This window comes from Sphaerothrix gracilis Ecp01 (genome assembly GCF_030405905.1).
Classification (GTDB): Bacteria; Cyanobacteriota; Cyanobacteriia; order Phormidesmidales; family Phormidesmidaceae; genus Sphaerothrix; species Sphaerothrix gracilis.
Map to the genome: position 1 here is coordinate 78,778 of NZ_JASATW010000018.1, position 24,381 is coordinate 103,158.

A 24,381-nucleotide genomic window follows, 5' to 3' on the forward strand; every position below is an offset into this window, starting at 1 on the left:
TATGATTACGAAGTTATGACAGCAGCAAGGCAAAACTGATGGAGCCAGCCGCACAATTTAGCCATCCCGAAGCGTTTCCCCTCACCAATGACCAGCTTGCTGCGTTGGAGGCTTGTCATCCCTATCCCATTCGCAATATTGACAGTATTCAGCCTCACGGCATTATCATTTCGCTGCGGGCCGATACCTTTGAAATTTTACAAATCAGCGCCAATACTCAGGAAAAACTGGGAGAAGCACCAGAAAATCTCCAGGGCCAGTCAGTGCTTCATCTCTTTGCAGAGGAGAAGCTGCAGGAGCATTTGCAGCAGCTTGAGGCCGGTACGGCCACATCGACTGAGTTTTGCCTGACTGCTGCTCAAACTGCTCAGGTTTTCTATGCCTATCTGTATCCCCAGCCGCAGACTGACAGCATTTTGTTAGAGCTAGAGCCAAAGCAGGCGGCTGAACCAGAAATGGGGCTAATTCATGAACGGCTGCACCAGGCGATCGCTGTCCTAACGGCTACCTCCTCTTTAGAGGAATATACGCAGGTTCTAGCGCGTGAAGTGCAAGCTCTCACCCAGTTTGACCGGGTGATGATTTACCAGTTTCAGCCAGATTACAGCGGCGTTGTCGTCGCTGAGGCCAGACAATCTAGCTTAGCCAGCTATGAGGGACTGCATTTTCCAGCTACGGATATTCCCGTTGCCGCCCGCGCCCTGTTTCAAGAAAAATCGCTGCGCTTCATTCCGGACGTAAACTATCAGCCGGTTTCGTTTGTCCCCAGCTTGCATCCGCTGACACAGGCCCCCTCAGACCTATCGCCCACTTGGCTGCGCGGTGTTTCACCCCCCCACATTGAATATCTGCAAAATATGGGCGTGGCCGGTTCGATGACGGTGGCGCTGACAGATGAAAACGGCCTATGGGGCTTAGTGGCCTGCCATCACGGCCAGCCGAAGTGGGTAGAGCACACCAATCGAAAGGCTTTTCTCTTACTGGCCAAGGTCGCCAACTTAACCTTATCCCAGCAGCTACAGGCAGAACGACAGCGCTATCAGGAACAAAGCCGCCAGTTGCTCGTAGAGATGCGCCGCATTTTGCCAACTGCCGAAAACCAGATGCTGCCTATTCTGCGCCAGCACGCTCAGGTTCTGCTGGAAACTTTTCAGGCAGACGGCATTGCAATGGTGCTGGATAACCAGTATGAGCTGGTAGGTCAGACCCCCACCGGGTCTGAGGTTCAGACGCTCATACAGAAAAGCCTGCAGTCTGAGCCTTCAGAGGTTTTTGCGACCCAGCAGCTCTCGCAATGGTATCCGGCCAGTCAAAACTGGCAGCAGAAATTTGCCGGTATGCTAGGAGTCTCAATTGTCCTAGCCTCTCCCACGCCAGTGTCCTACCACATCCTCATATTTCGGCTGGAGCAGACCCAGAAGGTTAACTGGGCCGGGCAGGTTCAAGAGTCGGTCAGAATAAATGAAGCCGGTGAGCTAGAGCTGTGTCCGCGAAATTCATTTCATCTTTGGCAGCAGACTGTGCAAGACCAGTCTTTACCCTGGACGGCAGCCGAGCGCGCCGCCGCCGCCGACCTACGCCAAATTTTGATGCTGGCGGTGCTCAATTTTTCCGCGGTTGCCTTAGAGGCAGCGGCTCAGCAGGCTCAAATTGCGAATCGAGCCAAGAGCGAGTTTCTGGCCAACATGAGCCACGAAATTCGGACGCCGATGAATGCCGTTTTAGGATTTACCGATCTGCTGCAGCCCATTGTTACAGACGCTGTCGGTCAGGACTATCTGCGGGCGATCGCCTCTAGTGGTAAAACTCTACTGGCCCTCATCAACGACATTCTCGATCTCTCAAAGATAGAAGCCGGACGGTTAGAACTGCATCCAGAACCGGTAGACCTGCGAGCTTTAATTCAGGATATTCACCATATCTTTAGCCAAAAAGCTGAGCAAAAAGGACTGCAGCTAGAAATTGAAATTGTTGACGATTTCCCCCCATTTCTGCTGTTTGATGAGGTGCGGCTGCGCCAAATTTTGTTTAACGTTGTCGGCAATGCGCTCAAGTTTACAGAAAAAGGGCAGATTACGATTCGAGCTGAACTGACCCCCACGCCTTTATCAGAATCGCAGATGGGGCTAAAACTGAGCGTGAGCGATACGGGTATCGGCATTGCTCCAGCAGATCAAGACTGCATCTTTGAAGCTTTTACCCAGCGGCAAGGGCAAAGTAATCGTAAATTTGGTGGCACGGGGCTAGGACTGGCAATCACTCGCCGACTGGTAACCATGATGGGCGGTACCACAATACTCGATAGCCAGCTTGATCAGGGGAGCACCTTCACTTTTCTCTTTCCCAAAGCTGAAATAGCCGTCCCCAAAGTATCCCCAACCTCTTCTGACCCGACTGACATCAATCTGAATCAGTTTGCGCCTGCTCACGTTCTGATCGCCGATGATGTCGCCTCCAACCGCGAGCTTCTGGCCGGTTATTTCCGCAATACGGCCCATCAGCTTTACTTTGCCAAAAATGGTGAAGAAGTGGTGCGAATGGCCCAAGCGCTAACGCCAGACGTGATTTTGATGGATTTGCGGATGCCCCACCTAGATGGCATAGAGGCATCACGCCGCATCAAAGCCGCCGAGGCCACGCGCCACATTCCGGTGATTGTCATCACGGCTTCAGTCCAGTCCTATAGTGAGGAAGCTCGATACGAGCTGAATGAGCTGTGTCAGCGCTGTATCTATAAGCCCGTCACCCGTGAAAATCTAGTAGCCGCTCTCGAATCCTGCCTGCCTTTGCTCCAGCCTGGCAAGATCAAGGACGCCGCCACGGCGAGACAAAAGCCAGTTGTCACCGCAAATCAGTCTATCTCGGCTGAACAGCAAACCTTACTCGCTCGTCAGCTTCAGCAAATAGCAGCCCAGATTTGGTTTCCTCTGCAGCAGACTTTAGAACTCGATCAGGTGGAAGATTTTGTGAATCACCTGACCCAATTGGCCGCCGAAATTCCGTATCCGCCTTTAGTCCAATACGCCGCTAAGCTGACCCAGCAGCTAGAAGCTTTTGATTGGGAACAGCTCCCTAACTCCATTGCTGAATTTGAGTTTTTAGAAAAGTCTGTCACCAGTTCTAGAACATCTTCCCATGACGGAAAATCTGCGTCTTGATCCCACTGCCAATGCTGCCTCTTCTCTAGGAGAATTCTTTCAACCGCAGGCCCGGTTGATTTTAATTGTGGACGATGTGCCTGCCAATTTGAAGGTGCTCAGGGGGCTGCTAGCGGGGCAGTATCGTCTCACTTTTGCCAGTAACGGCCACCAGGCGCTAGATCGCGTGCAGTCATCTCAGCCAGACCTGATTTTGCTTGATTTAATGATGCCTGGCATGGATGGGCTAGAAGTCTGTCGGCGGCTGAAGCAGGCCCCCAATACTGCCAAAATACCGATTATCTTTCTCACGGCTAGTCATGAGACTGAAAATCTGCTACAGGCTTTTGAGCAGGGGGCCGTGGACTACGTGACTAAACCCTTTCAGTCATCAGAGCTGCTAGCTCGGATCAAAACTCAGCTTGAGCTGACTTATCTCAAGCAGCAGTTAGCCAATACCGTTCAGCAGCTTCAGGATGCCAATCAGGAACTGACCCAGCTTTCTAAGCTAGATGAGCTGACTCAGGTTGCTAATCGTCGCTTTTTCAACGAATATCTGCAGCAAGAGTGGCGGCGTCTGAGACGGGAGGAAGATCCGCTCTCCCTCATCCTGATTGACCTAGATTGCTTCAAGGAATACAACGACACCTACGGCCATCTTCAAGGAGACATTTGTTTACAAGCAGTAGCCAAAACCCTAAGCCAAGTTATCAGGCGTCCGGCTGATTTGATTGCTCGCTATGGGGGTGAAGAATTTGTGGTGGTGCTCTCTAACACTAATACCCAGGGAGCTGCCAAAGTAGCTGAGCGAATGCAGCAGGCGATCGCCCAGCTTGACCTAGTTCATGCAGCTCATCCTTCTAGCTCACACGTCACTATCAGCGCCGGGATTGCCACCACGGTTCCGAGAGTGAAGTCGTCCTGGCAAGATCTGTTAGCTCAGGCCGACACTGCTCTATACGCGGCCAAAGCAGAGGGCCGCGATCGCTACTGTATGGCTAGCAACCATGAGATAGTTGAGTCATAGGTGGTGTTTAGAGTTAGCCAGCAGTAGGGGCTGCCACCTGCTCTAGGGAGCGCTCAACCGCCTGCAGTGCCTGATCCACCTCATCAGCGCTGACAATCAGCGGCGGCACAAAGCGTACCACCTGCGGGCCAGCCGGTACCAGCAGCAAACCTTCAGCGATCGCGGCTTTGACAATATCGGCTGACTTGATCGCCGCGTCCGACTTCAGCACCATGCCGTTAATTAGGCCCCAGCCCCGCACCGTTTCAATCAGATCGGGGTGTTTTTCGGCTAGCGATCGCAGGCCAGAGCGCAACTGCTCGCCCCGGTCTTTGACATTGCTCAGCAGATTTTGCTGCTCCAGGGTTTGGCAGACCGTCAGTGCCACCCCACAGACAAACGGGTTGCCGCCAAAAGTGCTGGCATGTTCCCCTGGCTGCAGCACATCGCAATGGGCCTTACACAGCATCGCCCCAATCGGCACGCCGCCGCCGAGTCCCTTGGCCGAGGTGAACACATCCGGCTCAATCCCCAGATTTTCGTAGCCCCAGAACTTACCCGTCCGGCCTACCCCCGTCTGCACTTCGTCAATCAGCAGCAAAATGCCGGTTTCGTCACAGATTTGGCGAATCCGCTGGAAATAAGCCTGCTCGCCCGGACGAACGCCCCCTTCTCCCTGCAGCGGCTCCAGCATGATGGCGACGACCTGCCGCTGGTCGGCATCTAGCTGAGCGATCGCCGCTTCTAGAGCGGCAATATCGTTGTAGGGGACGTAGTGAAAGCCGGGAACTAGCGGGTCAAAGTTTTTCTGATACTTAGCCTGGCCGGTGGCGGTGACGGTGGCTAAGGTTCTGCCGTGAAAGCTGGCGTTGGCAGTTAAAATGACGGGTGACTCAATCCCTAGCTGGGTCTTACCATATTTGCGAGCCAGCTTGATCGCGCCTTCGTTGGCCTCAGCCCCAGAGTTGCAGAAGAAAACGCGGTCAGCGCAGGAGTGAGCCGTGAGCCAGGCCGCTAGCTGTCCCTGCTCTGGAATGTAATAGAGATTAGAAACGTGGTGCAGCTTCTGCATCTGCTGCGTCACCGCCTCCACCATCACCGGATGGGCGTGTCCCAGGGTGCAGGTGGCAATGCCCGCCACAAAGTCTAAGTAAGTCTTGCCTTCAGTATCCCAAACCTGACAGCCCTGACCGCGCTCTAGGGCCAGCGGGAAGCGCCCGTAGGTCGTCATCACGTGCTGGTCGAAGTGACTAGTCTGAAAATCGGGGTTGACGATGGGCGGCGCTATGTTTAGCGCTCTCAGCGAATTGTGGACTAACGTTTTTAAGCTCACGGGCAATCCTTAGGCAAGAGAAGACTTTAATTATCTAATCTAGCGATCGCAGCTAGCTTTGCAAAGAGATCGGCGTCATCAAGTCTCGACATTTAGAGGCGAGTCTACCTTAAGCAAGAGGTTAAGGATTGTAAAGTTGACTTATTCTACCTTAAGATAAATTTACAAACTCAGCTCGCTAGGCACTCCTCACACTATGACTACCCGAAATTTTGCCCCTATTTTCTTAAGCGTTTGGATTGGTATTTGCTTATTAGTGGTCGGTACCCGCTACCAAGTGACTCGCATCATCGAGTCTGACGCCGCTGATTATGTGGTCAAGCCCGTTGTTCAGGATGTGATCTATTATGTTGAACCGCGCTTTTCTAAGCACATGCATTTGGAGCGAGGTCAGTACTTTAAAGAGCTGGCGGCAGAAAAACTGATGGCATCATTAGACGAGATTGCGGCCAGCCACGCGATCGCGGATACGCGGATTCACCTGCGCAAGGTAGACGGTCAGGACGTACCGGGAATGTTTGTCTTTGTGGAACAGACCCAACTGGCCCAGCAGCCAGCCACCTCAACCGCACCAAGCCTGACCCCAGCGGTTGAGGCGGTCACGGCTGAGAAAGTGTAGTCCTACGACGGTGCCAAACGGCCTGCTTAAACAGGTAGCCCATCGCTTTTTGCCGCTCAGTCTAAGGTTTCTGGCATTGCTGAATTAAGGGATGAACCTGGTGTTTGTCGGTCGTAAGCGAGACGCTCCCTCGCCTATCATTTAGTTAGATTAGTGGGAGCATCTTGCTCGCGCTTTAATTCATAGCCTAAATCAGCAATGCCAGGTTTCTCTATCAACAACGAAAGCGAGGGGACCATCAAAGTCCCCTCGCTTTTCATTCATCTAAATCTGTTTTAGCTCTATAGACTAAGCTAACTTTTTAGCTCAGCCTAGCTTTCTGCCGTGGCGACATCGTGGTAGCAGAAGCCTAGCAGCAGACCTACTGCAGCCAGTTTTAGGACTTCCAGCAGCCAGTAAAAACCGTGTAGCTGGTTCATGCCTGCCGGAATCACTTCAGTAGCTGACTGAAAGCTGTCTAGAGGCAAGCTAAGAGCGCTCATTTCCGGCGCGAGGAAGTAGGTATAGGCCATCGCGATCGCCAACAGCAACCCAGACAAACCAACGGCCCAACGGCTTTTGCTGCCGCTGTTGAAAAGGCTGAACTGATTGCGTCCCTGTCGCAACGCCAGTACGCCCGTCAAAATGCCCGCCGCGCAGAGTAATTCAACTCGATTAAAAACCCAGAATAAGCTATAGCCCATACTGCCAAAGTCCGGCTGATTCATCATTCCAGCACCATACATACTGGGCATAATCAAAAAGTCGAGAAGTAAGCTAGCGCTGAGCCAAAATCCTGCCAGGGCAAAGACTGCAACCTGCCAGTCCAGCGGCTTGGAGACATTTCTGGAAGCCAAATTCATGTGATTAATCTCTGAAAATAATTTGAATGATGATGTTTCCAGAGTAACGAATTCCTTTGGGGCTGACTATGAATTCTCATTACAAGAAACCGTCTGTAAACAAACGGTTAGCCCTAAAAAAGAAGCGTTAAAAAACAATAAGAAAAGTAAAGAATAGCGCCGCAGGCGATCGCTTTTAGCCGTTTTCTACAATAGAGATAGCTACCTCGGATACTCTCGATTGGCAACTCTAATAGCCGTACTGCTATCTATAACCTCAAAAACGAGCTGAAATTTTATGAAACGTCCAGCACTCATCCTCACTGCCCTGGGACTGGGGGCGCTGCTGGGAAATGCCATCCCCGCTCTGACCCAGCCCTCTGCTAGGGCCGTACAGCTCCTCGACGGCGCGATCGCCTTTGTGCAACCGCCGCAGCTTTTAGAGGCCACCACCACTCGCGATCGCGCCCAAACCCGCAACGCTACCTACTACTTCACTTTGGAGCTGCCGGAAGCGGCTGGTGAGCCTTTGGCAAAAGTTGTGATTGAGCAGCACAATGCTCGGTTGACCAGCAATCTGCGCTACCACCTAGATGAAAGCGCAGCCTTTGCGGGCTATCCCAGAGGCGAGCGATCGCCCCTGCCTCTGAGCAATGTCTCCCAGGATGAAGACTCCGAAGCTATTACCTTTACCTTTGAGCCGCCAGTAGAGCCAGGCCAAGTTGTCACCCTCAGCCTCAGCCCGGTGCGCAATCCCCGCTGGGGCGGCACCTACCTTTTTGGCGTGACGGCCTTTCCAGAAGATGAGCAAGTCCGCTCCCAGTTTGCGGGCTATGGTCGGCTCCGCATTTATGACCGCGACAGCGACTCAGATTTTCGGCCCTAGCAAGGCAGTCCTGCGTCTTGGCTTGCCTATATCGAAGCGTCTAGGGGCAGTTCGTCTCGCGCTTCGCCCTGATGGATAGTTTTTACCCATTTCAGCCGCTTAGGCCGCACTGACATGCGCAAGCTGGTGCTGGCAATGATGGGCAGCCAGTGCAGCATATAAACCGTGCCCCGCAGACTGCGAATCAAAGTGATGAGCACAGAGGCTTTTTGGACCCGGCGCTGACCGACAAACATGCCGATTAAAGACAGCATCACTGTCAGGGCAGTCAGGGGGCCAAAAATGGGGGCTTGGCGTCTCAGCGCTGCCATCAGCAGGTCAGCTGGGGTTACCACCGGCAGCATGTACTGCATCACCCAAAAGGCCAGCATGTCGGCTGTTTTCTCTAGACCCATGCGGTTGCGTCCAAGCAGTCGCCAATAGTCTAAATAGCGCTGATAGCCGCCTTCAGCCCAGCGGTTCCGCTGATGCCAAAGGGCGATCGCTTGGGTAACGCCTTCCTCTTTCACGGCGGGAAAGGGCAGAAAACTAATTTCCCAACCGCTGAGATGCAGCCGTACGGTCAGATCTAAATCATCAGTGATCGTCTCTTCATTCCAGCCATCACAGGTTTCCAGCGCCGCTCGGCGCACAAACTGCCCGTTGCCCCGCAGTTCGCCAATGCCCCCAAGGGCAATGCGCTGCTGCTGAAAGTAGCTGTCTAAGACCATCTCTACCTGCTGGCAGCGAGTCCAGAAGTTGGTGCCGCTGTTGGCGATCGCTTTGCGCACCTGCACGGCTCCCACCGATTGAGACTGGAGAAACAGCGGTACCGTCCGCTGCAGCAGATCTGAGGGGACCTGAGCATCGGCGTCAAAGACAGCCACCAGTTCACCCTTTGTCTGCGGCCAGACCAGATTGAGTGCCCCAGACTTACCCCCTTTGGCTTCTGGCCCTCGATGGACTACGTTGAGCTGCTGATAGCGCTGGGCTAAGCGATCGAGCAGGGCGGCTGTGCCATCACTGCTGTTGTCATTGATGATCCAGAGATCGTAGCGATCGCGGGGATAATCTAGCCTGAATAGAGACATGACTAGGCTTTCGATTACCGCTTCTTCATTCTTGGCGGCTACCAGGAGAGAAACATAGGGCCACGGCTCGTCGTCTGCAGTACCCAGCGGCTTCGGCTCATAGACCGACAGCGCGGGCGGTATGGCCTGGGGTCGGGCCAGCAAAACTCGCAGTACGTGAATCCCCATCAGAGCCGTCAAAAACAGGACAACCGCCTGCCCCCAGCGGGAAAAATGAAGGGCAAACGTGCCACCCCAAAGCGTAATTAGGGTAAGCGCCGCCTTTTGCCGACGCCCCGCATAGCCTGGATAAAATGCATCGCCCTCAGAATCTACAATCTCAACCATCAGCGAATTAACCCATTTAGACATCTATCAGCTTGATTGTTCTCCACAAGACCTCAGCCGAACCGAAACAACTTGACCGGTCATCGTTATGACCAGACTCGGCAGAGCGCCATGCCTGCATTGCTGGCTCAGCCATCCTGACCGTTGGCATGATTCCGACTCAGTGAAAAAACCGAACTCGCTGTCGTGATTAAATTTGCTGTGAAGTCGGGAACCCTAACCAAGTAATCAATCGCAAAGCTTTCTTGTGTTACTTTAACAATCTCTCAACTCTTCTTAACAATTAATCATCCTATGGCTTTGTGCGATCGCTCGCTTATCTGCTTGCGGCCAGAATCCATAGAATTAATCTTTTTAATTCCTGAGACAGCTACGGTGTCAACAAGTCTAAGCAGCGAAAACATTGCTTACCATAGGACATTGTCAGTTATCTACCAGCAGAGCTGTCCGGGCAGACTCTAAAATCTGAGAATCTAAGCAAAGCGCTACTTGAGAACGATAGGGAACAGAGAGCCAATGTCTATCTCAATTGAAGAAATTAAGCCCGCTAGCAAGCAGGAAATCGGCGTCTATATGCCCTACTACCAGGGCACGAAGCGGCAAGTCCTGCCTTACGCTATCAGCCTTTATAAGCAAGGCAACTTGGAAGGCGAACGGACGATCGAAGGCGGCAATAGCGTTCCCTTCATCGCCACCTGGAACGTCTCAATGCTACCCGCAGACCTGACTCACTGCCGGATGCAGTTTGATGGCGATGCGGAACTGAGTTACGAGGTGACGATGGCCACCTTTGAGTTTGTTGATTTTCTAATTGACGTAGTTTATTCCATTCGGCGTAAACGGCCTGCTGACTTTGCTAAGCCTTTCTATCGCAAGCTGCTGCGGCTAGACGATTAGGGGCCACGCTAGGCAGCCCCTAATATTTGCTTTTTGCCGCAGGCTGATGGAGACAGCACTAACCTGCGGCAATTCACCCTTTGTGGCTTTCGGCCTGTAGGGCTTCTGCCCCTTTATGCCAAATTTGTTACAGCACTGAGCCGGAAAAACTGGCCATCCTGAAGCTTGGCGAATCTTGGGCAGCTCTTGCTAGTTTTTCAGAATTTAGTTTTCCTGTAAGAAGACTCCAGGGCGAAGACAATGCCAGAATGGAGTCCGTAGCGCAACCAGTCGGATTATATCGAGAGGAGTAGGATCAGCGTGCCCAAACAAGCTCGGCATTTACTAGTTGGCTCCACTGAATCGTACAGTGGCAAATCAGCAATCATTCTGGGACTGGCCTTTCAGCTACAGGCGAGAGGAATTGAAATTGCCTATGGTAAACCTTTAGGCACCTGTCCGAGTGAGCATTCAGATGACCAGCTAGATGAAGACGTTCGGTTCATTGCCGAGGCCCTAAAGCTGCCTGACAACCGAGTCCGACCCACCTTGTTGATGCTGGATGAAGCGACCATTGGGCAGCGCCTATCTGACTACAGGCCGTTCGATAGCCGCGAGGGCTTAGCTCCCTATCGGCAGTCCTCAGGCGAAGACTTGCTCCTGGTGGAAGGTCCCGGCAATTTGGAAGAAGGTATTTTGTTTAATCTGGCCCTGCCCCAGCTCACTGAGGCGGTTGCCGCTTCCGTGCTGATTGTGGCTCGATTCCATTCGGCCCATATTGTCGATAATTTGCTGTCGATGAAGCAGCGGCTGGGCGATCGCCTATTAGGAGTCATCATCAATGACGTACCCGCCGATCAGATGCAGCAGCTCAAAGAGGATATCAGTCCTTTCTTAGAGCAGCAGGGAATCTCCGTCTTAGGCATCATGCCAAGAACAGCGCTGATGCGCAGCATTAGCGTCGAGGAACTGGTGCATCGGCTAGGCGCAGAAGTGCTCTGCTGCGAAAACCGGCTGGATCTGATGGTAGAGAGCCTGACAATCGGCGCGATGAACGTCAGCTCCGCCCTGAAGTACTTCCGCAAAGCCGTCAATATGGCGGTTGTCACCGGGGGCGATCGCACAGATATTCAGCTGGCGGCGCTGGAAACCTCTACCCAGTGCCTAATTTTGACCGGACATCTACCACCGGCCTCTCAGGTCCTGAACCGGGCTATAGATCTGGAAATTCCGATTCTGTCAGTCGATCTCGACACCTTAACGACCGTAGAAATTATTGACCAAACCTTCGGTCAGGTGCGCTTCCATGAGCCTGTCAAAGTTGAGTGTATGCGGCATTTGATGGAGCAGCATTTCGACTTCGATCGCCTGATGTCGGCGCTCAATCTCCAGCCAGCAACCACGGCTTCGTAATCGAGTGCGCTTTAGCTCCGTCCCTTCTGATACAATGAGCCAGTTCCTTAACATTTTGTAGCGCCCTTGAGTCAGTCTATCGAAGCTCCTGCCGAGACTCCGAAAGTTGACCTGTTTTTACAAGAGTTAGCAGCTATCCAGGAATCGGGTTCCAAACGGATTGCTATTTTGGGTTCTCGTCACGTTCCAATTACCCACCAGCGTCTCATTGAGCTAATGAGCTATGCGCTAGTTTTGGGGGGAAATCGGATTTTAACGTCCGGTGCCACAGGCACTAATTCCGCCGTTATTCGGGGGGCCATGAAGGCCGATCCCAATTTGCTAACGGTGATTTTGCCTCAGAGCTTATCCAAGCAGCCGAGGGAGTCCCGCGACCAGCTCGAACAGGTTATGCATTTGGTGGAAAATCCAGAAAACGATTCCCTCTCTCTGGCAGAAGCCAGTTCTACCTGTAACCAGGAAATTATTTCCCGCTGTCAGCAGCTCATCTGTTTCGCCTTCCACGACAGTCACACGCTGCTGCAAACCTGCAGCGCCGCTGAAGATCAGCGCAAGCTAGTGACGCTGTTCTATTTTGACTAAGCTATTTATCTCAACCACGGGAGCGGGAGATTAGCGACGTATGGAAATGTTGAGTTTGCCAATGCCAGAGACTTTGCTAGTCTGCATCGCTTTGGCAGCCGTTTTAATCTACCTGCCCTTTCTGATTGTGGGGCTAGAGCGCTTTCGGCTGGGCTATGACCAGTCAGCGCCCCGCACGATGTCGGATAAGCTGCCGCCCTATGCTCAACGGGCCAACTGGGCACATCAGAATTCATTTGAGTCATTCACTTTGTTTGCACCAGCGGCGCTGATGGCCTACGTGACTGGGCAAACTTCGGCGCTGGTCTTAGGCATTGCGATCGCCTATGTGGTTGCCCGCCTGCTCTATTCGGTGTTCTATATTCTAGACGTGCCGCTGCTGCGATCGCTGATGTTTGCTGTTGGCAGCTTCGGTATTTTTAGCCTGTTTGTGATTAGCTGCCGTTCTGTCTTACTGTAGAGGGCAGTCGGCACTAAAGACTTTTAGAGATTGCGATGGCTTCATCTTATTCATTTGATGTGGTGAGCGACTTCGACCGGCAAGAACTGGTCAACGCCCTTGATCAGACTCGGCGCGAAGTGACTAGCCGCTATGACTTAAAAAATACCAAAACCAGCATCGACCTGGGTGACGAAACCATCACCATTGAAACCGACAGCGACATGACGCTGCAGTCAATTCATGACGTCTTGCAAACCAAAGCCGCTAAGCGTCAGCTCTCTCAGAAAATCTTTGACTTTGGCAAGGTTGAATCTGCCAGCGGCAACCGGGTGCGCCAAGAGATTAAGCTGCAAAAGGGCATCAGTCAGGAAAGCGCCAAAAAAATTACCAAACTGATCCGTGACAACCTGAAGAAGGTACAGGCGTCAATCCAGGGAGATGCCGTCCGGATTTCAGCCAAATCCAAGGACGATCTGCAGTCAGCTATTCAGCTAATCAAGCAGGAAGACTGGCCGATGGCGCTACAGTTTACTAACTATCGCTAACTACCTTCGTCATCCACAGCGCCTGCGGGGAAAAGCCCAGCTTTTCATAGAGCCGCACCGCCGCCTGATTTTGACAAAACACCTGCAGGCCAATCTGGCGATCGCCCCGGGCCTGGCTCCAAGCGATCGCCTGCTGCATCAGGGCAGTTCCTAAGCCTTGGCGGCGATAGTTAGGATCTATATAGAGCAATAGCACGTAGGCATGGCGATCGCCGCTGAGCGGGTCAACCGCATTGCCCAGCCACAGACAGCCCACTGGCTGCACCTGAGCTAAGCTATCTGTTCCTGGCAGGGTCGGGTAAAGCCACCACAGCGGCGTTGCGGTTGAAAAGTGCTGCTCTATTGTGTCGTCTAGGTGCGCAGCCGTCTGGACATTGCCTAGCTCCTGGTAGGTGCGCCGCATAAACTGAGCTAGCAGCGGGCGATCGCGCCTAGAGCCAAGGCGCAGCTCGTAGCCAGGCAGAGAGAACATGCTCACGCGGCCCGGGTTAGGCAGCGTCGGGCTGACCGTGTAGGAGCGCCGAAAGGGTTGGGGGTAAGGCGGTATTCAACGACAGGTCGGGAGCTGCACTGGCCCCGTCCATCTCCTCTATCGGTGCTGGTGCCATCATGTCGCTGGGCAGAACAATGCGGGCACTGACAGCTACTAGGGCAATCAGAAAAACCACCACAATCAAGAACGGAGCGACGTAGGAACGAAAGAAAGCCATCTCGAATCCACCTAAAGCCTATTATCAAGTTTTGTGAATACTCTCATCCTACCGCTCATCGGAGGACTCTGGCCGATCGCTCAGCCCAGGTCGCGGGGCTGGTGCAACCGGATAGCGCTTGCTTAGCTGCCGCAGCCACACGGCCCCAATTACAGCAATAATCAGAGACAGCCAGCCCGTCAGCGACTGCAGCAGCAAAAAGCCGCCAACGGCAAACATGGCCCCAAACAGCAGCAGCAGCGCCGCCAGTACCCGCTGAATATCAACTTTGAGATCTTGGGCTGGACTGAGACCGGTGCGGATCCGCTGGCGGTGCCAGCCAGGGCCACCGGGGCGAACTTTCTGATAAAAACGATCGAGGGTTTCCTCTGACTCCGGCGGCGTCATCAGCATGACGCCAATCCAGATGACAGTGGTGATGCCGGCTGTCACCAGCAAGCGGAGGCCAAAATCCTCAATTGTCAAAACGGGGACGATGCTGGTAAACAGGCCAATGAAAAAGCCAGCCAGCATTGATGCCAGTTCCGCCGCCGCGTTGATCCGCCACCAGAACCAGCGCAGAATCAGAACTAGCCCTGGCCCCGTTCCCACGGCAATCACCAGCCGGAAAATAGTGGTGATATTTTCAAAGTAAAAAGCGGCGATCGCGCCCAAAATCGTTACCAAAATGGAGGCAATCTGGCCGGCTAGCACCAGCTCTGACTGGCTAGCGTCGGGCCGGATGAAGCGGCTATAGAGATCGTTGGTCAAATAGGAAGCGCCCCAGTTGATCAAAGTGGACACCGTACTCATAAACGCCGCCACTAGGGAGGCCACCACAATGCCCAGCAGCACCGGCGGCAGAAAATCCAGCATTAGCTTGGGATAGCCCAGCTCGCGATCGCCTAAGTCGGGATACAGCACAATCGCCGCTAGCGCCACCAAAATCCAGGGCCAGGTGCGTACGACATAGTGCAAAATATTGAAAAACCAGGCGGCCTTTTCGGCTTCAGCCTCGGTTTTAGAGGCCGCCAGCCGCTGAATAAACTCGCCGCCGCCGTCGCTGCGCCGAAAAGCCCACCACTGCAAAAAAACATAGGCCGAAAAGGTACCGGCAGTGATGCCTGCCGTTTCTCCCCAGGCCAGCCCGGAACTGTTCCAGGTGAGGGGCACCAGCGACAGCACATCCTGCTCCGTCACTGCCTGCACCTGAGAGATTAAGCTGCCCATGCCGCCCACGGAACCTACAGCGGCGATCGCCACTACGACTGCGCCAAATAAGGCCAGGAAAAACTGGAAAAAGTCAGTCGCCACCACCCCCCACAGGCCAGAAAATCCGGCATAGAGCAGCACCAAAAAGCTGATGCCAATCACGCTCCACAGCTTCAGCCCTTCACCGGGGTCAATCCCCAAGCTCTGCCACAGTTCTAGGGCATCAATCACTTTGACCATCGCCAGCATGGCATAGCCGATGCCAATACAGTTGATCGGCACCGCAAATAAGAAAGCTTTTGTGCCCCGCAAAATCGCCGCCATTCTGCCGCCATAGCGTACTTCGGTGAGTTCCGCATCGGTGACGATCTCCGAGCGTCGCCACAGCCGCGCAAACACGTAGATCATCACTACATGGGCAATGCCAAAGCTCCACCACTCCCAGTTACCAGCGATACCGCGACTGCCCACGACCCCAGCAATGTAGAGCGGCGTATCAATGGAAAAGGTAGTCGCCGCCATGCTCGTCCCCGCCAGCCACCAAGGCAGCGATCGCCCAGAGACGAAAAAATCCACCAGACTCCCGGACGCTTTGCGGGCTAAAAACAAGCCCAGCCCTAAGGTGAACACCAGGTAGGCTAAAACAATCAGCCAGTCAATCAGTTGCATGGGCAGCTACAGAAAGAATTGCCTAGCCATCTTCCCACAGGTAGGTTCTAGAGGCGATCGCTGCCTGGATTTACCTCAGTTTTGAAATGAGGGGTGCTGCCTGGGAGCGGGCCAAAATCTGCTGCAGCACCAGCGCCGTCCAGTCAACGTCGGCCTCTGTGGTTTGCCGTCCTAGAGTAAGACGAATGCCCGACTTAGCAGCGCGATCGCTGTAGCCCATCGCTTTCAGAATCGGGCTGGGGGAGAGCTTGCCGCTGTGACAGGCAGAGCCAGCGCTGATGCCAATTCCGGCTAAATTCATCTGTCGTACCAGGGTTTTGCCGCTGAGCTGTTCCCCATCGGCTGCCGTCAGGTAAAAGCTGACGTGGTGAGGCAGACGGTTACGGCGATCGCCCGTGGGTTGCAGTCCGGGAGTATCTGCTAACTGGCTAAATAAGCGATCGCGTAGATGAATCAGCCTGACCGTCTCGGCAGGCATTTCTTCGGCGGCCAGCTCTGCCGCCACACCAAACCCGGCAATATTCGGTACGGCCTGGGTGCCTGAGCGCAGCTTGAACTCCTGACCGCCGCCCCCCAGCAGCGGCGTCAGCTCGACGCCGGGTTTGACATAGAGCGCTCCGGCTCCCTGCGGCCCATAGATTTTATGGCTGGACATGGAGAGCAGGTCTACGGGCAGAGTCTGCACGTCTAGCGGCAAACGTCCGGCCACCTGCACCGCATCCGTATGAAAGAGTGCCCCGTGATCGCGCACAAGGCGGCCCAGCGCCTCGACTGGCTGCAGCGTCCCCACCTCACTTTGACCATAGATAATCGACACTAGCACCGTGTTCTGCCGCAGCGCCGCTGCCAGGTCGCGCGGATTCACCTGTCCGGCCTGATCAACTGGCAAGCGCGTGACCTGCCAGCCCTGCGCTTCTAGCTGCCTAGCCGGTTCAGCCACGGCGGAATGTTCCACGCTAGAAATGATCAGGTGCTGGGGCTGCCGGTAGCGACGGGCCACGCCCAGCACCGCCAAATTATCGGCCTCGGTGCCCCCAGCGGTAAAAACAACGGCATCAATCGGGGCGTTGATGAGGTCAGCGACCTGCATCCGCGATCGCTCGATGACGGTTGCCGCTCGGTTGCCCCACTGATGCAGACTCGACGGATTGCCCCACTGCTCAGCCATAACTGCCTGCATCGCCGCGATCGCTTCCGGGCGGGTTGGCGTTGTAGCGCTGTAGTCCAAATAAATTTGCATAGGGGCGATCCTCAGCAACAAACCCAGTCTTACTTCTTAGGATATCTTTATCCGTCCGCTAGACTAGCGTACTGCCCTGAGAGGACGCTGAAATCCACCCCAAGAAAAAACCCCACCAGAGGCAGGGTTGAGGGAGTGTGGTCAAAACTTATGAGAGAAGAGTGAATCAATTAAATGGTGGTCATATGGCAGGATCCTCAAGGCGGGGGCAAAAACGAATCTTGGCTCCTTGTATGTACCTATATTGCAGCGACCAGCAGATTAAAACAGTGACATCAACCGCTAGATTTCGTGATTTTTCTAGGCGTTTACTGTGACAGGTCTTGGACAACACCGTGACAACGGTGACCGTTTGGGATGATAGAGATCACAGTTCCTGACAGGGGCGATCTCTGAGAGGTTAGTTAGGCTGAGTCAAAAGTCCGGTTTTTTTAGCAGCCAATCACAAGACCGGCCTCCGCTTAGTGCGCCGCTACTGCCAAAGCGATCGCCCCGGTAGCGAATCGGATGGGTTTAATAGCAGTTTTGGCTAAACAATTGTAAACAAATAAAGTCAAATTATCACCCTCATGCATTAGCTCCAAAAGGATAGCTAATTGGCTAATCTTAAAGCCGTGTAAGCTGAATATATCCTCAGATAGAAGAGATAAAAACCTCAGATTCATAAAATTCAGCTTGTTCTAATTTTTAACTGTAACTCTGCGCTTCGTATCTACAGAGCTACAGTTTTGTTTCCCCAGGAGACTGCCATGAAACACTTTTCTATCAGTTCAGCCATTGGTCATCGTATTCGTCTTTTTATTGGATTTAGCCTAGCCGTTATTTTAGGCTGGGCGATCCTGCTCAGCCAGCCCAGCTATGCCGCCCCCAAGGCGTCTGAAATTACCCAGACCCAGAATACGGCAGCGGCGGATCGAGAAGATGCGTATGAAAAAGCAGCCGCAGTCATCGACGATCCGAGAGGCGTTGAGAAAGAGTACGAAAAAAATATGGACAACTACAAGCGATCGCATCCTTCAGAAAACGGCATGATTGAAGAGGCGAAAGATCTGGTAGAGAAGGTCACTACGTCCCAGTAAAAAACCTTTTGTTCGAGCAGATCAAAATAAATTAACCGATCAAATTTACTCGGTTTTTAGCTACTAGCAATAGCCTAATATTCTTGGCTAGCGATGTCCGCTTTTTTAGACAGGCGGGCATCGCTGCGTATATTTTAATGAGTTGGATTAATCAATTTAATTCCGGCTGAGTTCAAAAAATGGAACACTCAGCTTGATAAAATACGGTCGCTGAGTTCAAGGCCAATTTTTAATGACTAATAGCGAAGTTCCTGCCATGACCGGGGCTGATGCCGTAGACAACGCGATCGCCCAGGGTACCGATCTAGATGGTTCAGCCATCCCGGCGGCAAAGTTAGACCTCTACAACAGCGTTATGGCCCTAGAAGCCAAGCGCCAGCGCAGCGGCGTCACCAACACCATGCGATCGCGCATTGTTCGCATCGGCGCTAAGCACATTGCTCAAGCTGAGCTAAACCAAATGCTGCTCAAAGCTGACTTTGCGCCGCTTAAGGAAAAAGAAATCGCGTTTTACTACGGCAGCAAATAGCCGACCGCTGGCAGCGATCGGCTATTGGGTAAAAAGGCTTGATTGAGCCGCACCGTTTAGACGTGAATGCCGCATTCCGTCTTGACGCTGCCGCGCCAGCGGCCTGCCCGCTCATCTTCACCTGGCAAAATCGGCGTCGTCAAAGGCTCATCGCCAATGCTGGTGTAGCCGCGATCGTGCAGCGGATTATAGATGACGTTGTTGTTGTAGGTGTAGCTCCACAGCTCTTTGCGCGTCCAGTTAGCCAGCGGATTCACTTTCACCCGGCCCTGGTTGTCCGGCTCAAAGATGGGCATATGCTGACGAGTGCGAGACTGATCGCGGCGGCGCCCCGTCACCCAGGCAGTAACGCCAACTTCAGACAGCGCCCGCTGGAGCGGCTCTACCTTGGTTAAGTAATGGAAGCGATCGACATCGCTTTCCCACAGGGCTTCGCCGTAGCGCGCCGCAAATTCTTCCCGGTTGCTGACGTGCTTAGCCTGATAGACGCGCAGATCCAAGTCGTAAAATTCTTTAGCTCGCTCTGCGGTTTCTAGAGTTTCGGGAAAATGATGCAGCGTATCTAGAAAGATCACAGGAACCGGGGTGTTTAATTCCCGGTAGAGCATGTGGGTAACAGATAAGATGCTGAAAGAAGTGGTCTGCGCCAAACCGTCAGACATATTCTCTACGCACCAAGCCAGAATCTCCATCGGCTCGGAATGCTCAAATCGCTCGTTGAGCCGATCAAAGTCAAAATCTAAGCTGCCGATTTTTGCCCTGACGGGGGATTCCATGCACTGAACCATAATTTGAATTTCCGCTGGTTGACTGCTTGGGCAGTGTCAAATCTGTTATACATCCAATCCTATCTCATAATCACACATAATCCGGTCGGGATTTAGGGATTTAATTACCCCACAGAGAGTGGGGTTATCCGAATAGCCGAGTCTGAATGTATTTCAGCATCCTACCTTAACAAAGGTTAATAAATGCTGCTGGAGTTTCCAAGGGCCGTCGGAGGGAAGTTGCGCTCTATCGGATGAGAGGGATGGGGCAGGTGGGAGAGATACACTTAAAGCTGACCTTCATTCTTCTCATTCCATGCAACTCGTACTGTACAGCAAACCAGGATGCCATCTTTGCGAGGGACTGCAAGAAAAACTAGAGCAGCTCCAGCAGCCTGCGTTTGAGCTGGAAATTCGCGACATTACTAGTCGTCCTGACTGGTTTCAGGCTTATCAGTATGAGATTCCAGTCTTATGCCTGCTGCATCGCGCTGACTCTGAAGTGACAGAAGAACGTTTGCCTCGGCTATCGCCTCGGGCCCCTTTGTCCCAATTGGAGCAATTGCTACAGAAATATCTAAGCCAGAGTAAGCGAAAATAATCGCAGCTCAAAATGTAAGGAGTTGCTGACATGAAGCTGTGGGAACTGCTGGATAAGCTGCCTCAGGCACTACGAACCCCTGGATTCAATCTCCCTGACTATCCGGCGCTCAATGCCGAAGTAAAAGGGCTGTGTACCAATTCTCACGCCTGTCAGACTGGGGATGTGTTTATTGGGATGCCGGGTAGCCGGGTGGATGGGGGTGAATTTTGGCAGAGTGCGGTTGGTTCTGGGGCGATCGCGGCTCTCATCTCCCCGGCTGCTTATGACAAAAAGCCGCCCCTGGCCGATGAGCTGGCCTGCGTAGTGCCTGTAACCGACATGGCGATCGCCTGCGCTGAGGCCGCCGCTGCCTTCTATCACTATCCGGCCCAGCAGCTCAAGCTGGTCGGCGTCACCGGCACCAACGGTAAAACCACCACTACCCACCTGATTGAATTTTTGCTCCTGCAGGCCCAGCACCCAACAGCCCTGTTGGGAACGCTCTACAGCCGCTGGCCCGGCTACCAGCAGACCGCCGTACACACTACGCCCTTTGCGGTGGAGCTACAGGCCGACCTGGCTGCGGCCCTAGCCGCCGGGAGCGAGGTAGCGGTCTTAGAAGTCAGCTCTCATGCCCTGGCGCAGAAACGGGTCTGGGGCTGCCCGTTTGAAGTCGCAGTGTTCACCAACCTGACCCAAGATCACCTGGACTACCATAAGGACTTAGACGATTACTTTGCGGCTAAAGCCCAGCTTTTTGGGCGGGATTATCTCAAAGGGCGGGCTATTATCAATCAGCGAGATTCTTATGGGCGGCAGCTCATTGCCCAAGTCAGCCGCGATCGCGTTTGGACTTACAGCTTAGAAAATCCCGGCGCTGATCTCTACACCAGCGACCTTGAATATCAGGCGACTGGTATTCAAGGACAGTTGCAAACCCCCCAAGGCGCAGCCCCCTTTTACTCTCCCTTAGTCGGCCAGTTTAATTTAGAGAATCTGCTGGCAGCCGTGGGCGCAGCGCTGCATCTGGGCATTTCCCTAGAGCAAATCGTAGAAACTCTGCCTCGCTTTACTGGCGTACCTGGGCGCATGGAGCAGGTGCAGGTGCAGCCCGATCAGGACATCAGCGTCATCGTAGACTATGCCCACACCCCCGATAGCCTGGACAACGCCCTCAAAGCCGCTCGGCCCTTCATCTCAGGGCGGCTAATCTGCGTTTTTGGCTGTGGCGGCGATCGCGATCGCACTAAGCGGCCTCAAATGGGTCATATTGCCCAGAGCCTAGCCGACAGCGTCTGCGTCACCTCTGATAATCCCCGCACTGAAGAGCCCCAAAAAATCCTGCAGGACATTACGGCGGGCATGACCAATACAAAAGCTTTTACCGTGATTGGCGATCGCGCTGAAGCCATTGCCACCGCCATTCTAGAAGCCCAGCCCGGCGACGGCATTTTGATTGCGGGCAAAGGGCACGAGGACTATCAGATTCTCGGCACCGAAAAAGTTCACTTCGACGATCGTGAGCAGGCCCGCGCCGCTCTCCAACAGCGCTACCGCTAGCCGTGCTCCTGGGGAGAGTCAATCCCAATTCTTGCCAGCCACCCCTACTCTCCCCAGATCTCTACCTCTCCTCGTATCTTTCTCATCTCCCCATCCCCCGGCTAAATCTTGCAATACCCATTCCCAAATCGGTGACTTAGTCTTTAATGTGTTCAGATACCCTGTTGATGATTTTCTAGGTTTGACGTGGAACGCCCTCATTCTCCTAAAACTTCATGCCCTCGCCCCGCTACCCCGACGTTTCTCTCTATCAGCTAGCGCTTGACTATCAGCCTGTTCCGCAGCCAGCCAAGGTCTGGCCTAAAGAATTTAAGGGTATTATCCGCTCGGTTACCGAATATTTAGCCGAACAGCAGATTGCAGCTACCTGTTGGCTAAAGCTACCAAGCGGTAACGCTTGGCAAGAAGCAATCCGGACTTATCTAGCTCAGTCCCAACTCATTGAGGCTGTTTACTTTCTCAGCAGTCATGGCCTAGACGATGACAGGCTGCTGAACTATGGCGGCGTAGACTTGGCAGAGCGAATTTCAATTATTCCCCTCGCCCCCCGGAGTGGCCTGCGAGGAGAATATGTGCTGCTCTTTATATCCGAGCAGATTACGGGGATAATTTTGGCGCGGCGGTTTCGAATGCAGCCTGGCAGTAGCTCTCCCGATGATGAGGCCGCAGCCGAAGATACCGCTTTGGGCATAGCTGAAGTCGCTGAGCGCACCAAAGAGAAAAAATACTATCTCCGGGTTATTTGCTCTTTTGATCCGCAGTTTGTACAGCATATATTGCAGGGCTTGCAGACTGTGATCGCGGCCAGTGCCTCTGGCTATTCTGAGTCCACCGAGGCAATTTCAATTGTCCAAAATCTGGCCTTGCAAACGGAAAGGGTAACGGCCCGGCCTGTCAATTTTTCGCTCTTAGATCGTCTAGTAACCCAGCAGCTCACTAGTCAAACCCGCCTGCGCCAAAACCTGACTGATATGCGGCGTCAGGCGGTGGCCGTTTCTGACCTGTCTTCCCAAAATGAGGAACTGCTCAATACCCTCAGACTGCGCGACGACTTCCTCAATACGGTCGGCCAAGAGCTGAGAGCGCCCTTAACCAGTATCAAAACAGCCTTGACCCTGCTGTCTTCACCCAGCCTCAAGGGACCGCAGCGACAGCGCTACCGGGAGATGATTGGCCATGAGTGCGATCGCCAGAGCACTTTAATCAATGGCGTGCTGAACTTGCTACAGCTAGAAGGAGAGCTCAGCCACATTGCCGTACAGCCCCTACAGCTAGCGGATGTAGTCCCTGGCGTCGTCAGCACCTATCAGCCCATAGCGCAGGAAAAAGGCATCATGCTGGCCTATACCATTCCAGAAGACCTGCCGCCGACGGCCTGCCCTGAAGCCTGGGTGCGCCAAATTGCGATCAATTTGCTGCACAACAGTATTCGCTTTACGTCTCAGGGGGGCGAAGTTTGGGTCACAGCCCAGCCCCAGCCAGAGCTGATTGAGCTACAGTTTCGCGACACGGGCATTGGCATTCCCAGCGCCGATTTGCCCAAGATTTTTGCTCACTTCTATCGCGGTCGCCAAATCAATGACGGTGAGCCTGAAGGCGCAGGACTGGGCCTCACCATTGTCCAACAGCTCCTTTTCTACTGCGGTGGCTCTATCAAGGTCGATAGCACAGTGGGGCAGGGCACAACTTTTCGAGTCTCGCTGCCCATCTATCAGCAGTAGCGTCCTTCTCTATGGAGAGGGCAGAGAGGGCGGAGGTTGCTATTCTGTAGAGAGGATTTTACCCACTTCTCAGCGCCACCATGACCCAATCGGCTCATCAGATTTGCATTCTAGGAGGTGGCTTTGGCGGACTCTACACCGCTCTAAGCCTCAGCAAGCTGCCCTGGTTAGCCCCTCATCAGGCAGAAATCGTGCTGGTGGATCAGCGCGATCGCTTTTTGTTTTCCCCTTTGCTCTACGAGCTAGTGACTGAGGAGCTGCAAACCTGGGAAATCGCGCCGCCCTACGAGGAGCTATTTGCCAATACTCAAATTCGCTTTCACCAAAGCGGCGTAGCAGACATTGCCCCTGCCACTCAGCAAGTTAGCCTCAGCGACGGTACCACCCTGCCTTACGATCGCCTCGTACTGGCAATGGGAGGTGAAACGCCAATGGATTTAGCCCCCGGTGTGGCAGATCACGCGATTTCCTTCCGCACGATTGAGGATGCCTATCAGCTCAAGGAGCGCCTGCGGGAATTAGAAGCTAGCGCCGCCGAGAAAATTCGCATTGCCGTTGTGGGCGGTGGCTACAGCGGCGTCGAGCTGGCCTGCAAGCTGGCGGATCGCCTGGGCGATCGCGGTCGCATCCGCATTGTAGAAATGGCAACCGAAATTCTGCGCACCTCTGCTGAATTTAATCGTCAGGCGGCAGAAAAAGCCCTGGCGGAGCGAGGCGTGTGGCTCGATCTCGAAACCACCGTCGAGTCCGTTACCGCCGATTCGGTGTCTTTAAAGTATCGGGGCCAGGTAGATACCATTCCGGCTGAGCTAGTGCTGTGGACGGTAGGCACCCGCCCCGCTGAGGTGACTCAGAGCCTAGATTTCAAACGCAACTCGCGCGGACAACTGACGGTCGAGCCGACTTTGCAGGTGACAGGGTGCAGCGATATTTTTGCCCTGGGTGATTTGGTTGACTGCCATGATGCCACCGGGCAGCAGGTACCGAATACGGCCCAGTCTGCCATCCAGCAGGCCGACTATGTCGCTTGGAATGTTTGGGCCTCGCTGAGCGATCGCCCGCTGCTGCCTTTCCGCTACAACCACCTGGGAGAAATGATGACGCTGGGGACGGATAACGCTACGCTGACTGGCATGGGCATGAAGCTAGACGGCGTCTTTGCGCACGTAGCCCGCCGCCTAGCCTACCTCTACCGGATGCCCACGCTCGACCACCAGATTCGGGTGGGGCTGAACTGGATGGGGCAGCCGCTGCGGGACTTGCTCAAAGCTTAGC

At 53.8% G+C, this 24,381-nt stretch carries 23 protein-coding genes; 15 read left to right on the plus strand and 8 right to left on the minus strand.

Going from position 1 to position 24,381, the window contains the following annotated elements; translation table 11 throughout:
• Window positions 1-38: 38 nt before the first annotated feature.
• Together QJQ48_RS19100 and QJQ48_RS19105 are read left to right on the plus strand one after the other, a co-directional pair.
• Window positions 39-3,158: an ATP-binding protein gene (locus QJQ48_RS19100; RefSeq protein WP_346292848.1), complete on the plus strand. Its 3,120-nt coding sequence runs from the start codon at window positions 39-41 to the stop codon at window positions 3,156-3,158.
• Window positions 3,136-4,164 carry a diguanylate cyclase domain-containing protein gene (locus QJQ48_RS19105; protein WP_346292849.1) on the plus strand — a complete coding sequence of 343 codons (1,029 nt, stop codon included), beginning with the start codon at window positions 3,136-3,138 and terminating at the stop codon, window positions 4,162-4,164. The genes QJQ48_RS19100 and QJQ48_RS19105 overlap by 23 nt, the downstream gene beginning before the upstream one ends.
• 13 nt (window positions 4,165-4,177) lie before the next feature.
• Here the strand turns inward: QJQ48_RS19105 and QJQ48_RS19110 are convergent, their stop codons facing one another.
• Entirely contained in the window at window positions 4,178-5,476 is a 1,299-nt protein-coding gene (locus QJQ48_RS19110) for an aspartate aminotransferase family protein (protein ID WP_428843066.1), read from the minus strand.
• A 196-nt stretch (window positions 5,477-5,672) separates the two neighbouring features.
• Between QJQ48_RS19110 and QJQ48_RS19115 the strand changes: the two genes are divergently transcribed.
• The gene (locus QJQ48_RS19115) at window positions 5,673-6,095 is read left to right on the plus strand and encodes a hypothetical protein (RefSeq protein WP_346292850.1); all 423 of its coding nucleotides are present in this window, start codon (window positions 5,673-5,675) and stop codon (window positions 6,093-6,095) included.
• Window positions 6,096-6,406: 311 nt separating this feature from the next.
• On the opposite strand, the gene QJQ48_RS19120 is transcribed toward QJQ48_RS19115, so the two are convergent.
• Complete coding sequence (locus QJQ48_RS19120; protein WP_346292851.1) at window positions 6,407-6,937, minus strand: hypothetical protein; 531 nt, start codon at window positions 6,935-6,937, stop codon at window positions 6,407-6,409.
• A gap of 277 nt (window positions 6,938-7,214) precedes the next feature.
• Here QJQ48_RS19120 and QJQ48_RS19125 point away from each other — a divergent pair, with 277 nt between their 5' ends.
• Window positions 7,215-7,802, plus strand: coding sequence for a DUF2808 domain-containing protein (locus QJQ48_RS19125; RefSeq protein WP_346292852.1), 588 nt, complete (start codon window positions 7,215-7,217; stop codon window positions 7,800-7,802).
• 26 nt (window positions 7,803-7,828) lie between these two features.
• On the opposite strand, the gene QJQ48_RS19130 is transcribed toward QJQ48_RS19125, so the two are convergent.
• Complete coding sequence (locus QJQ48_RS19130) at window positions 7,829-9,223, minus strand: glycosyltransferase family 2 protein (protein ID WP_346292853.1); 1,395 nt, start codon at window positions 9,221-9,223, stop codon at window positions 7,829-7,831.
• A 492-nt stretch (window positions 9,224-9,715) separates the two neighbouring features.
• Here QJQ48_RS19130 and ebsA point away from each other — a divergent pair, with 492 nt between their 5' ends.
• From ebsA to QJQ48_RS19155, 5 genes are all read left to right on the plus strand, one after another.
• Window positions 9,716-10,096 carry a type IV pilus biogenesis protein EbsA gene (gene ebsA, locus QJQ48_RS19135; RefSeq protein ID WP_428843067.1) on the plus strand — a complete coding sequence of 127 codons (381 nt, stop codon included), beginning with the start codon at window positions 9,716-9,718 and terminating at the stop codon, window positions 10,094-10,096.
• Window positions 10,097-10,396: 300 nt separating this feature from the next.
• On the plus strand, window positions 10,397-11,488 hold the full coding sequence (locus tag QJQ48_RS19140; protein WP_346292854.1) for a phosphotransacetylase family protein: 1,092 nt from the start codon (window positions 10,397-10,399) through the stop codon (window positions 11,486-11,488).
• Window positions 11,489-11,554: 66 nt separating this feature from the next.
• Window positions 11,555-12,070, plus strand: a complete 516-nt coding sequence (locus QJQ48_RS19145) for a DNA recombination-mediator protein A (protein ID WP_346292855.1) — start codon at window positions 11,555-11,557, stop codon at window positions 12,068-12,070.
• Window positions 12,071-12,131: 61 nt separating this feature from the next.
• A complete protein-coding gene (locus QJQ48_RS19150; RefSeq protein ID WP_346292856.1) occupies window positions 12,132-12,530 on the plus strand; it encodes an MAPEG family protein in 399 nt (132 codons plus the stop codon).
• A gap of 35 nt (window positions 12,531-12,565) precedes the next feature.
• Window positions 12,566-13,057, plus strand: coding sequence for a YajQ family cyclic di-GMP-binding protein (locus QJQ48_RS19155; protein WP_346292857.1), 492 nt, complete (start codon window positions 12,566-12,568; stop codon window positions 13,055-13,057).
• Here QJQ48_RS19155 and QJQ48_RS19160 read toward each other — a convergent pair.
• The 4 genes from QJQ48_RS19160 to QJQ48_RS19175 form a co-directional block, all read right to left on the minus strand.
• Complete coding sequence (locus QJQ48_RS19160) at window positions 13,044-13,529, minus strand: GNAT family N-acetyltransferase (protein ID WP_346292858.1); 486 nt, start codon at window positions 13,527-13,529, stop codon at window positions 13,044-13,046. The two genes, QJQ48_RS19155 and QJQ48_RS19160, sit on opposite strands and share 14 nt — an antisense overlap.
• 16 nt (window positions 13,530-13,545) lie before the next feature.
• Window positions 13,546-13,767 (minus strand): hypothetical protein, encoded by a 222-nt coding sequence (locus QJQ48_RS19165; RefSeq protein ID WP_346292859.1) that lies wholly within the window; start codon window positions 13,765-13,767, stop codon window positions 13,546-13,548.
• A gap of 48 nt (window positions 13,768-13,815) precedes the next feature.
• Window positions 13,816-15,627, minus strand: a complete 1,812-nt coding sequence (locus QJQ48_RS19170; RefSeq protein ID WP_346292860.1) for a sodium:solute symporter family protein — start codon at window positions 15,625-15,627, stop codon at window positions 13,816-13,818.
• A 70-nt stretch (window positions 15,628-15,697) separates the two neighbouring features.
• Window positions 15,698-16,867, minus strand: a complete 1,170-nt coding sequence (locus QJQ48_RS19175) for a cysteine desulfurase family protein (protein ID WP_346292861.1) — start codon at window positions 16,865-16,867, stop codon at window positions 15,698-15,700.
• A gap of 749 nt (window positions 16,868-17,616) precedes the next feature.
• On the opposite strand from QJQ48_RS19175, the gene QJQ48_RS19180 reads away from it, so the two are divergent.
• Window positions 17,617-17,946, plus strand: coding sequence for a hypothetical protein (locus QJQ48_RS19180; RefSeq protein WP_346292862.1), 330 nt, complete (start codon window positions 17,617-17,619; stop codon window positions 17,944-17,946).
• A 232-nt stretch (window positions 17,947-18,178) separates the two neighbouring features.
• Window positions 18,179-18,475, plus strand: a complete 297-nt coding sequence (locus QJQ48_RS19185; protein WP_346292863.1) for a small RNA NsiR4-regulated ssr1528 family protein — start codon at window positions 18,179-18,181, stop codon at window positions 18,473-18,475.
• Between the two features lie 56 nt (window positions 18,476-18,531).
• On the opposite strand, the gene cysH is transcribed toward QJQ48_RS19185, so the two are convergent.
• Entirely contained in the window at window positions 18,532-19,263 is a 732-nt protein-coding gene (cysH, locus tag QJQ48_RS19190) for a phosphoadenosine phosphosulfate reductase (RefSeq protein WP_346292864.1), read from the minus strand.
• Between the two features lie 295 nt (window positions 19,264-19,558).
• On the opposite strand from cysH, the gene QJQ48_RS19195 reads away from it, so the two are divergent.
• From QJQ48_RS19195 to QJQ48_RS19210, 4 genes are all read left to right on the plus strand, one after another.
• Window positions 19,559-19,843: a glutaredoxin family protein gene (locus QJQ48_RS19195; RefSeq protein ID WP_346292865.1), complete on the plus strand. Its 285-nt coding sequence runs from the start codon at window positions 19,559-19,561 to the stop codon at window positions 19,841-19,843.
• Between the two features lie 30 nt (window positions 19,844-19,873).
• Complete coding sequence (locus QJQ48_RS19200; RefSeq protein ID WP_346292866.1) at window positions 19,874-21,385, plus strand: UDP-N-acetylmuramoyl-L-alanyl-D-glutamate--2,6-diaminopimelate ligase; 1,512 nt, start codon at window positions 19,874-19,876, stop codon at window positions 21,383-21,385.
• A 215-nt stretch (window positions 21,386-21,600) separates the two neighbouring features.
• Window positions 21,601-23,106, plus strand: coding sequence for an ATP-binding protein (locus QJQ48_RS19205; protein WP_346292867.1), 1,506 nt, complete (start codon window positions 21,601-21,603; stop codon window positions 23,104-23,106).
• Between the two features lie 80 nt (window positions 23,107-23,186).
• Entirely contained in the window at window positions 23,187-24,380 is a 1,194-nt protein-coding gene (locus QJQ48_RS19210; protein WP_346292868.1) for an NAD(P)/FAD-dependent oxidoreductase, read from the plus strand.
• The last annotated feature ends 1 nt before the right edge of the window (window position 24,381 follow it).

Coding starts and splice junctions, on each gene's coding strand:
- QJQ48_RS19175 (WP_346292861.1), bottom strand. CDS start 16,867: ATGCAAATTTATTTGGACTACAGCGCTACAACGCCAACCCGCCCGGAA.
- QJQ48_RS19115 (WP_346292850.1), top strand. CDS start 5,673: ATGACTACCCGAAATTTTGCCCCTATTTTCTTAAGCGTTTGGATTGGT.
- QJQ48_RS19185 (WP_346292863.1), top strand. CDS start 18,179: ATGACTAATAGCGAAGTTCCTGCCATGACCGGGGCTGATGCCGTAGAC.
- QJQ48_RS19120 (WP_346292851.1), bottom strand. CDS start 6,937: ATGAATTTGGCTTCCAGAAATGTCTCCAAGCCGCTGGACTGGCAGGTT.
- QJQ48_RS19205 (WP_346292867.1), top strand. CDS start 21,601: ATGCCCTCGCCCCGCTACCCCGACGTTTCTCTCTATCAGCTAGCGCTT.
- ebsA (WP_428843067.1), top strand. CDS start 9,716: ATGTCTATCTCAATTGAAGAAATTAAGCCCGCTAGCAAGCAGGAAATC.
- QJQ48_RS19130 (WP_346292853.1), bottom strand. CDS start 9,223: ATGTCTAAATGGGTTAATTCGCTGATGGTTGAGATTGTAGATTCTGAG.
- QJQ48_RS19195 (WP_346292865.1), top strand. CDS start 19,559: ATGCAACTCGTACTGTACAGCAAACCAGGATGCCATCTTTGCGAGGGA.
- cysH (WP_346292864.1), bottom strand. CDS start 19,263: ATGGTTCAGTGCATGGAATCCCCCGTCAGGGCAAAAATCGGCAGCTTA.
- QJQ48_RS19155 (WP_346292857.1), top strand. CDS start 12,566: ATGGCTTCATCTTATTCATTTGATGTGGTGAGCGACTTCGACCGGCAA.
- QJQ48_RS19210 (WP_346292868.1), top strand. CDS start 23,187: ATGACCCAATCGGCTCATCAGATTTGCATTCTAGGAGGTGGCTTTGGC.
- QJQ48_RS19160 (WP_346292858.1), bottom strand. CDS start 13,529: ATGTTCTCTCTGCCTGGCTACGAGCTGCGCCTTGGCTCTAGGCGCGAT.
- QJQ48_RS19165 (WP_346292859.1), bottom strand. CDS start 13,767: ATGGCTTTCTTTCGTTCCTACGTCGCTCCGTTCTTGATTGTGGTGGTT.
- QJQ48_RS19100 (WP_346292848.1), top strand. CDS start 39: ATGGAGCCAGCCGCACAATTTAGCCATCCCGAAGCGTTTCCCCTCACC.
- QJQ48_RS19105 (WP_346292849.1), top strand. CDS start 3,136: ATGACGGAAAATCTGCGTCTTGATCCCACTGCCAATGCTGCCTCTTCT.
- QJQ48_RS19180 (WP_346292862.1), top strand. CDS start 17,617: ATGAAACACTTTTCTATCAGTTCAGCCATTGGTCATCGTATTCGTCTT.
- QJQ48_RS19200 (WP_346292866.1), top strand. CDS start 19,874: ATGAAGCTGTGGGAACTGCTGGATAAGCTGCCTCAGGCACTACGAACC.
- QJQ48_RS19125 (WP_346292852.1), top strand. CDS start 7,215: ATGAAACGTCCAGCACTCATCCTCACTGCCCTGGGACTGGGGGCGCTG.
- QJQ48_RS19170 (WP_346292860.1), bottom strand. CDS start 15,627: ATGCAACTGATTGACTGGCTGATTGTTTTAGCCTACCTGGTGTTCACC.
- QJQ48_RS19150 (WP_346292856.1), top strand. CDS start 12,132: ATGCCAGAGACTTTGCTAGTCTGCATCGCTTTGGCAGCCGTTTTAATC.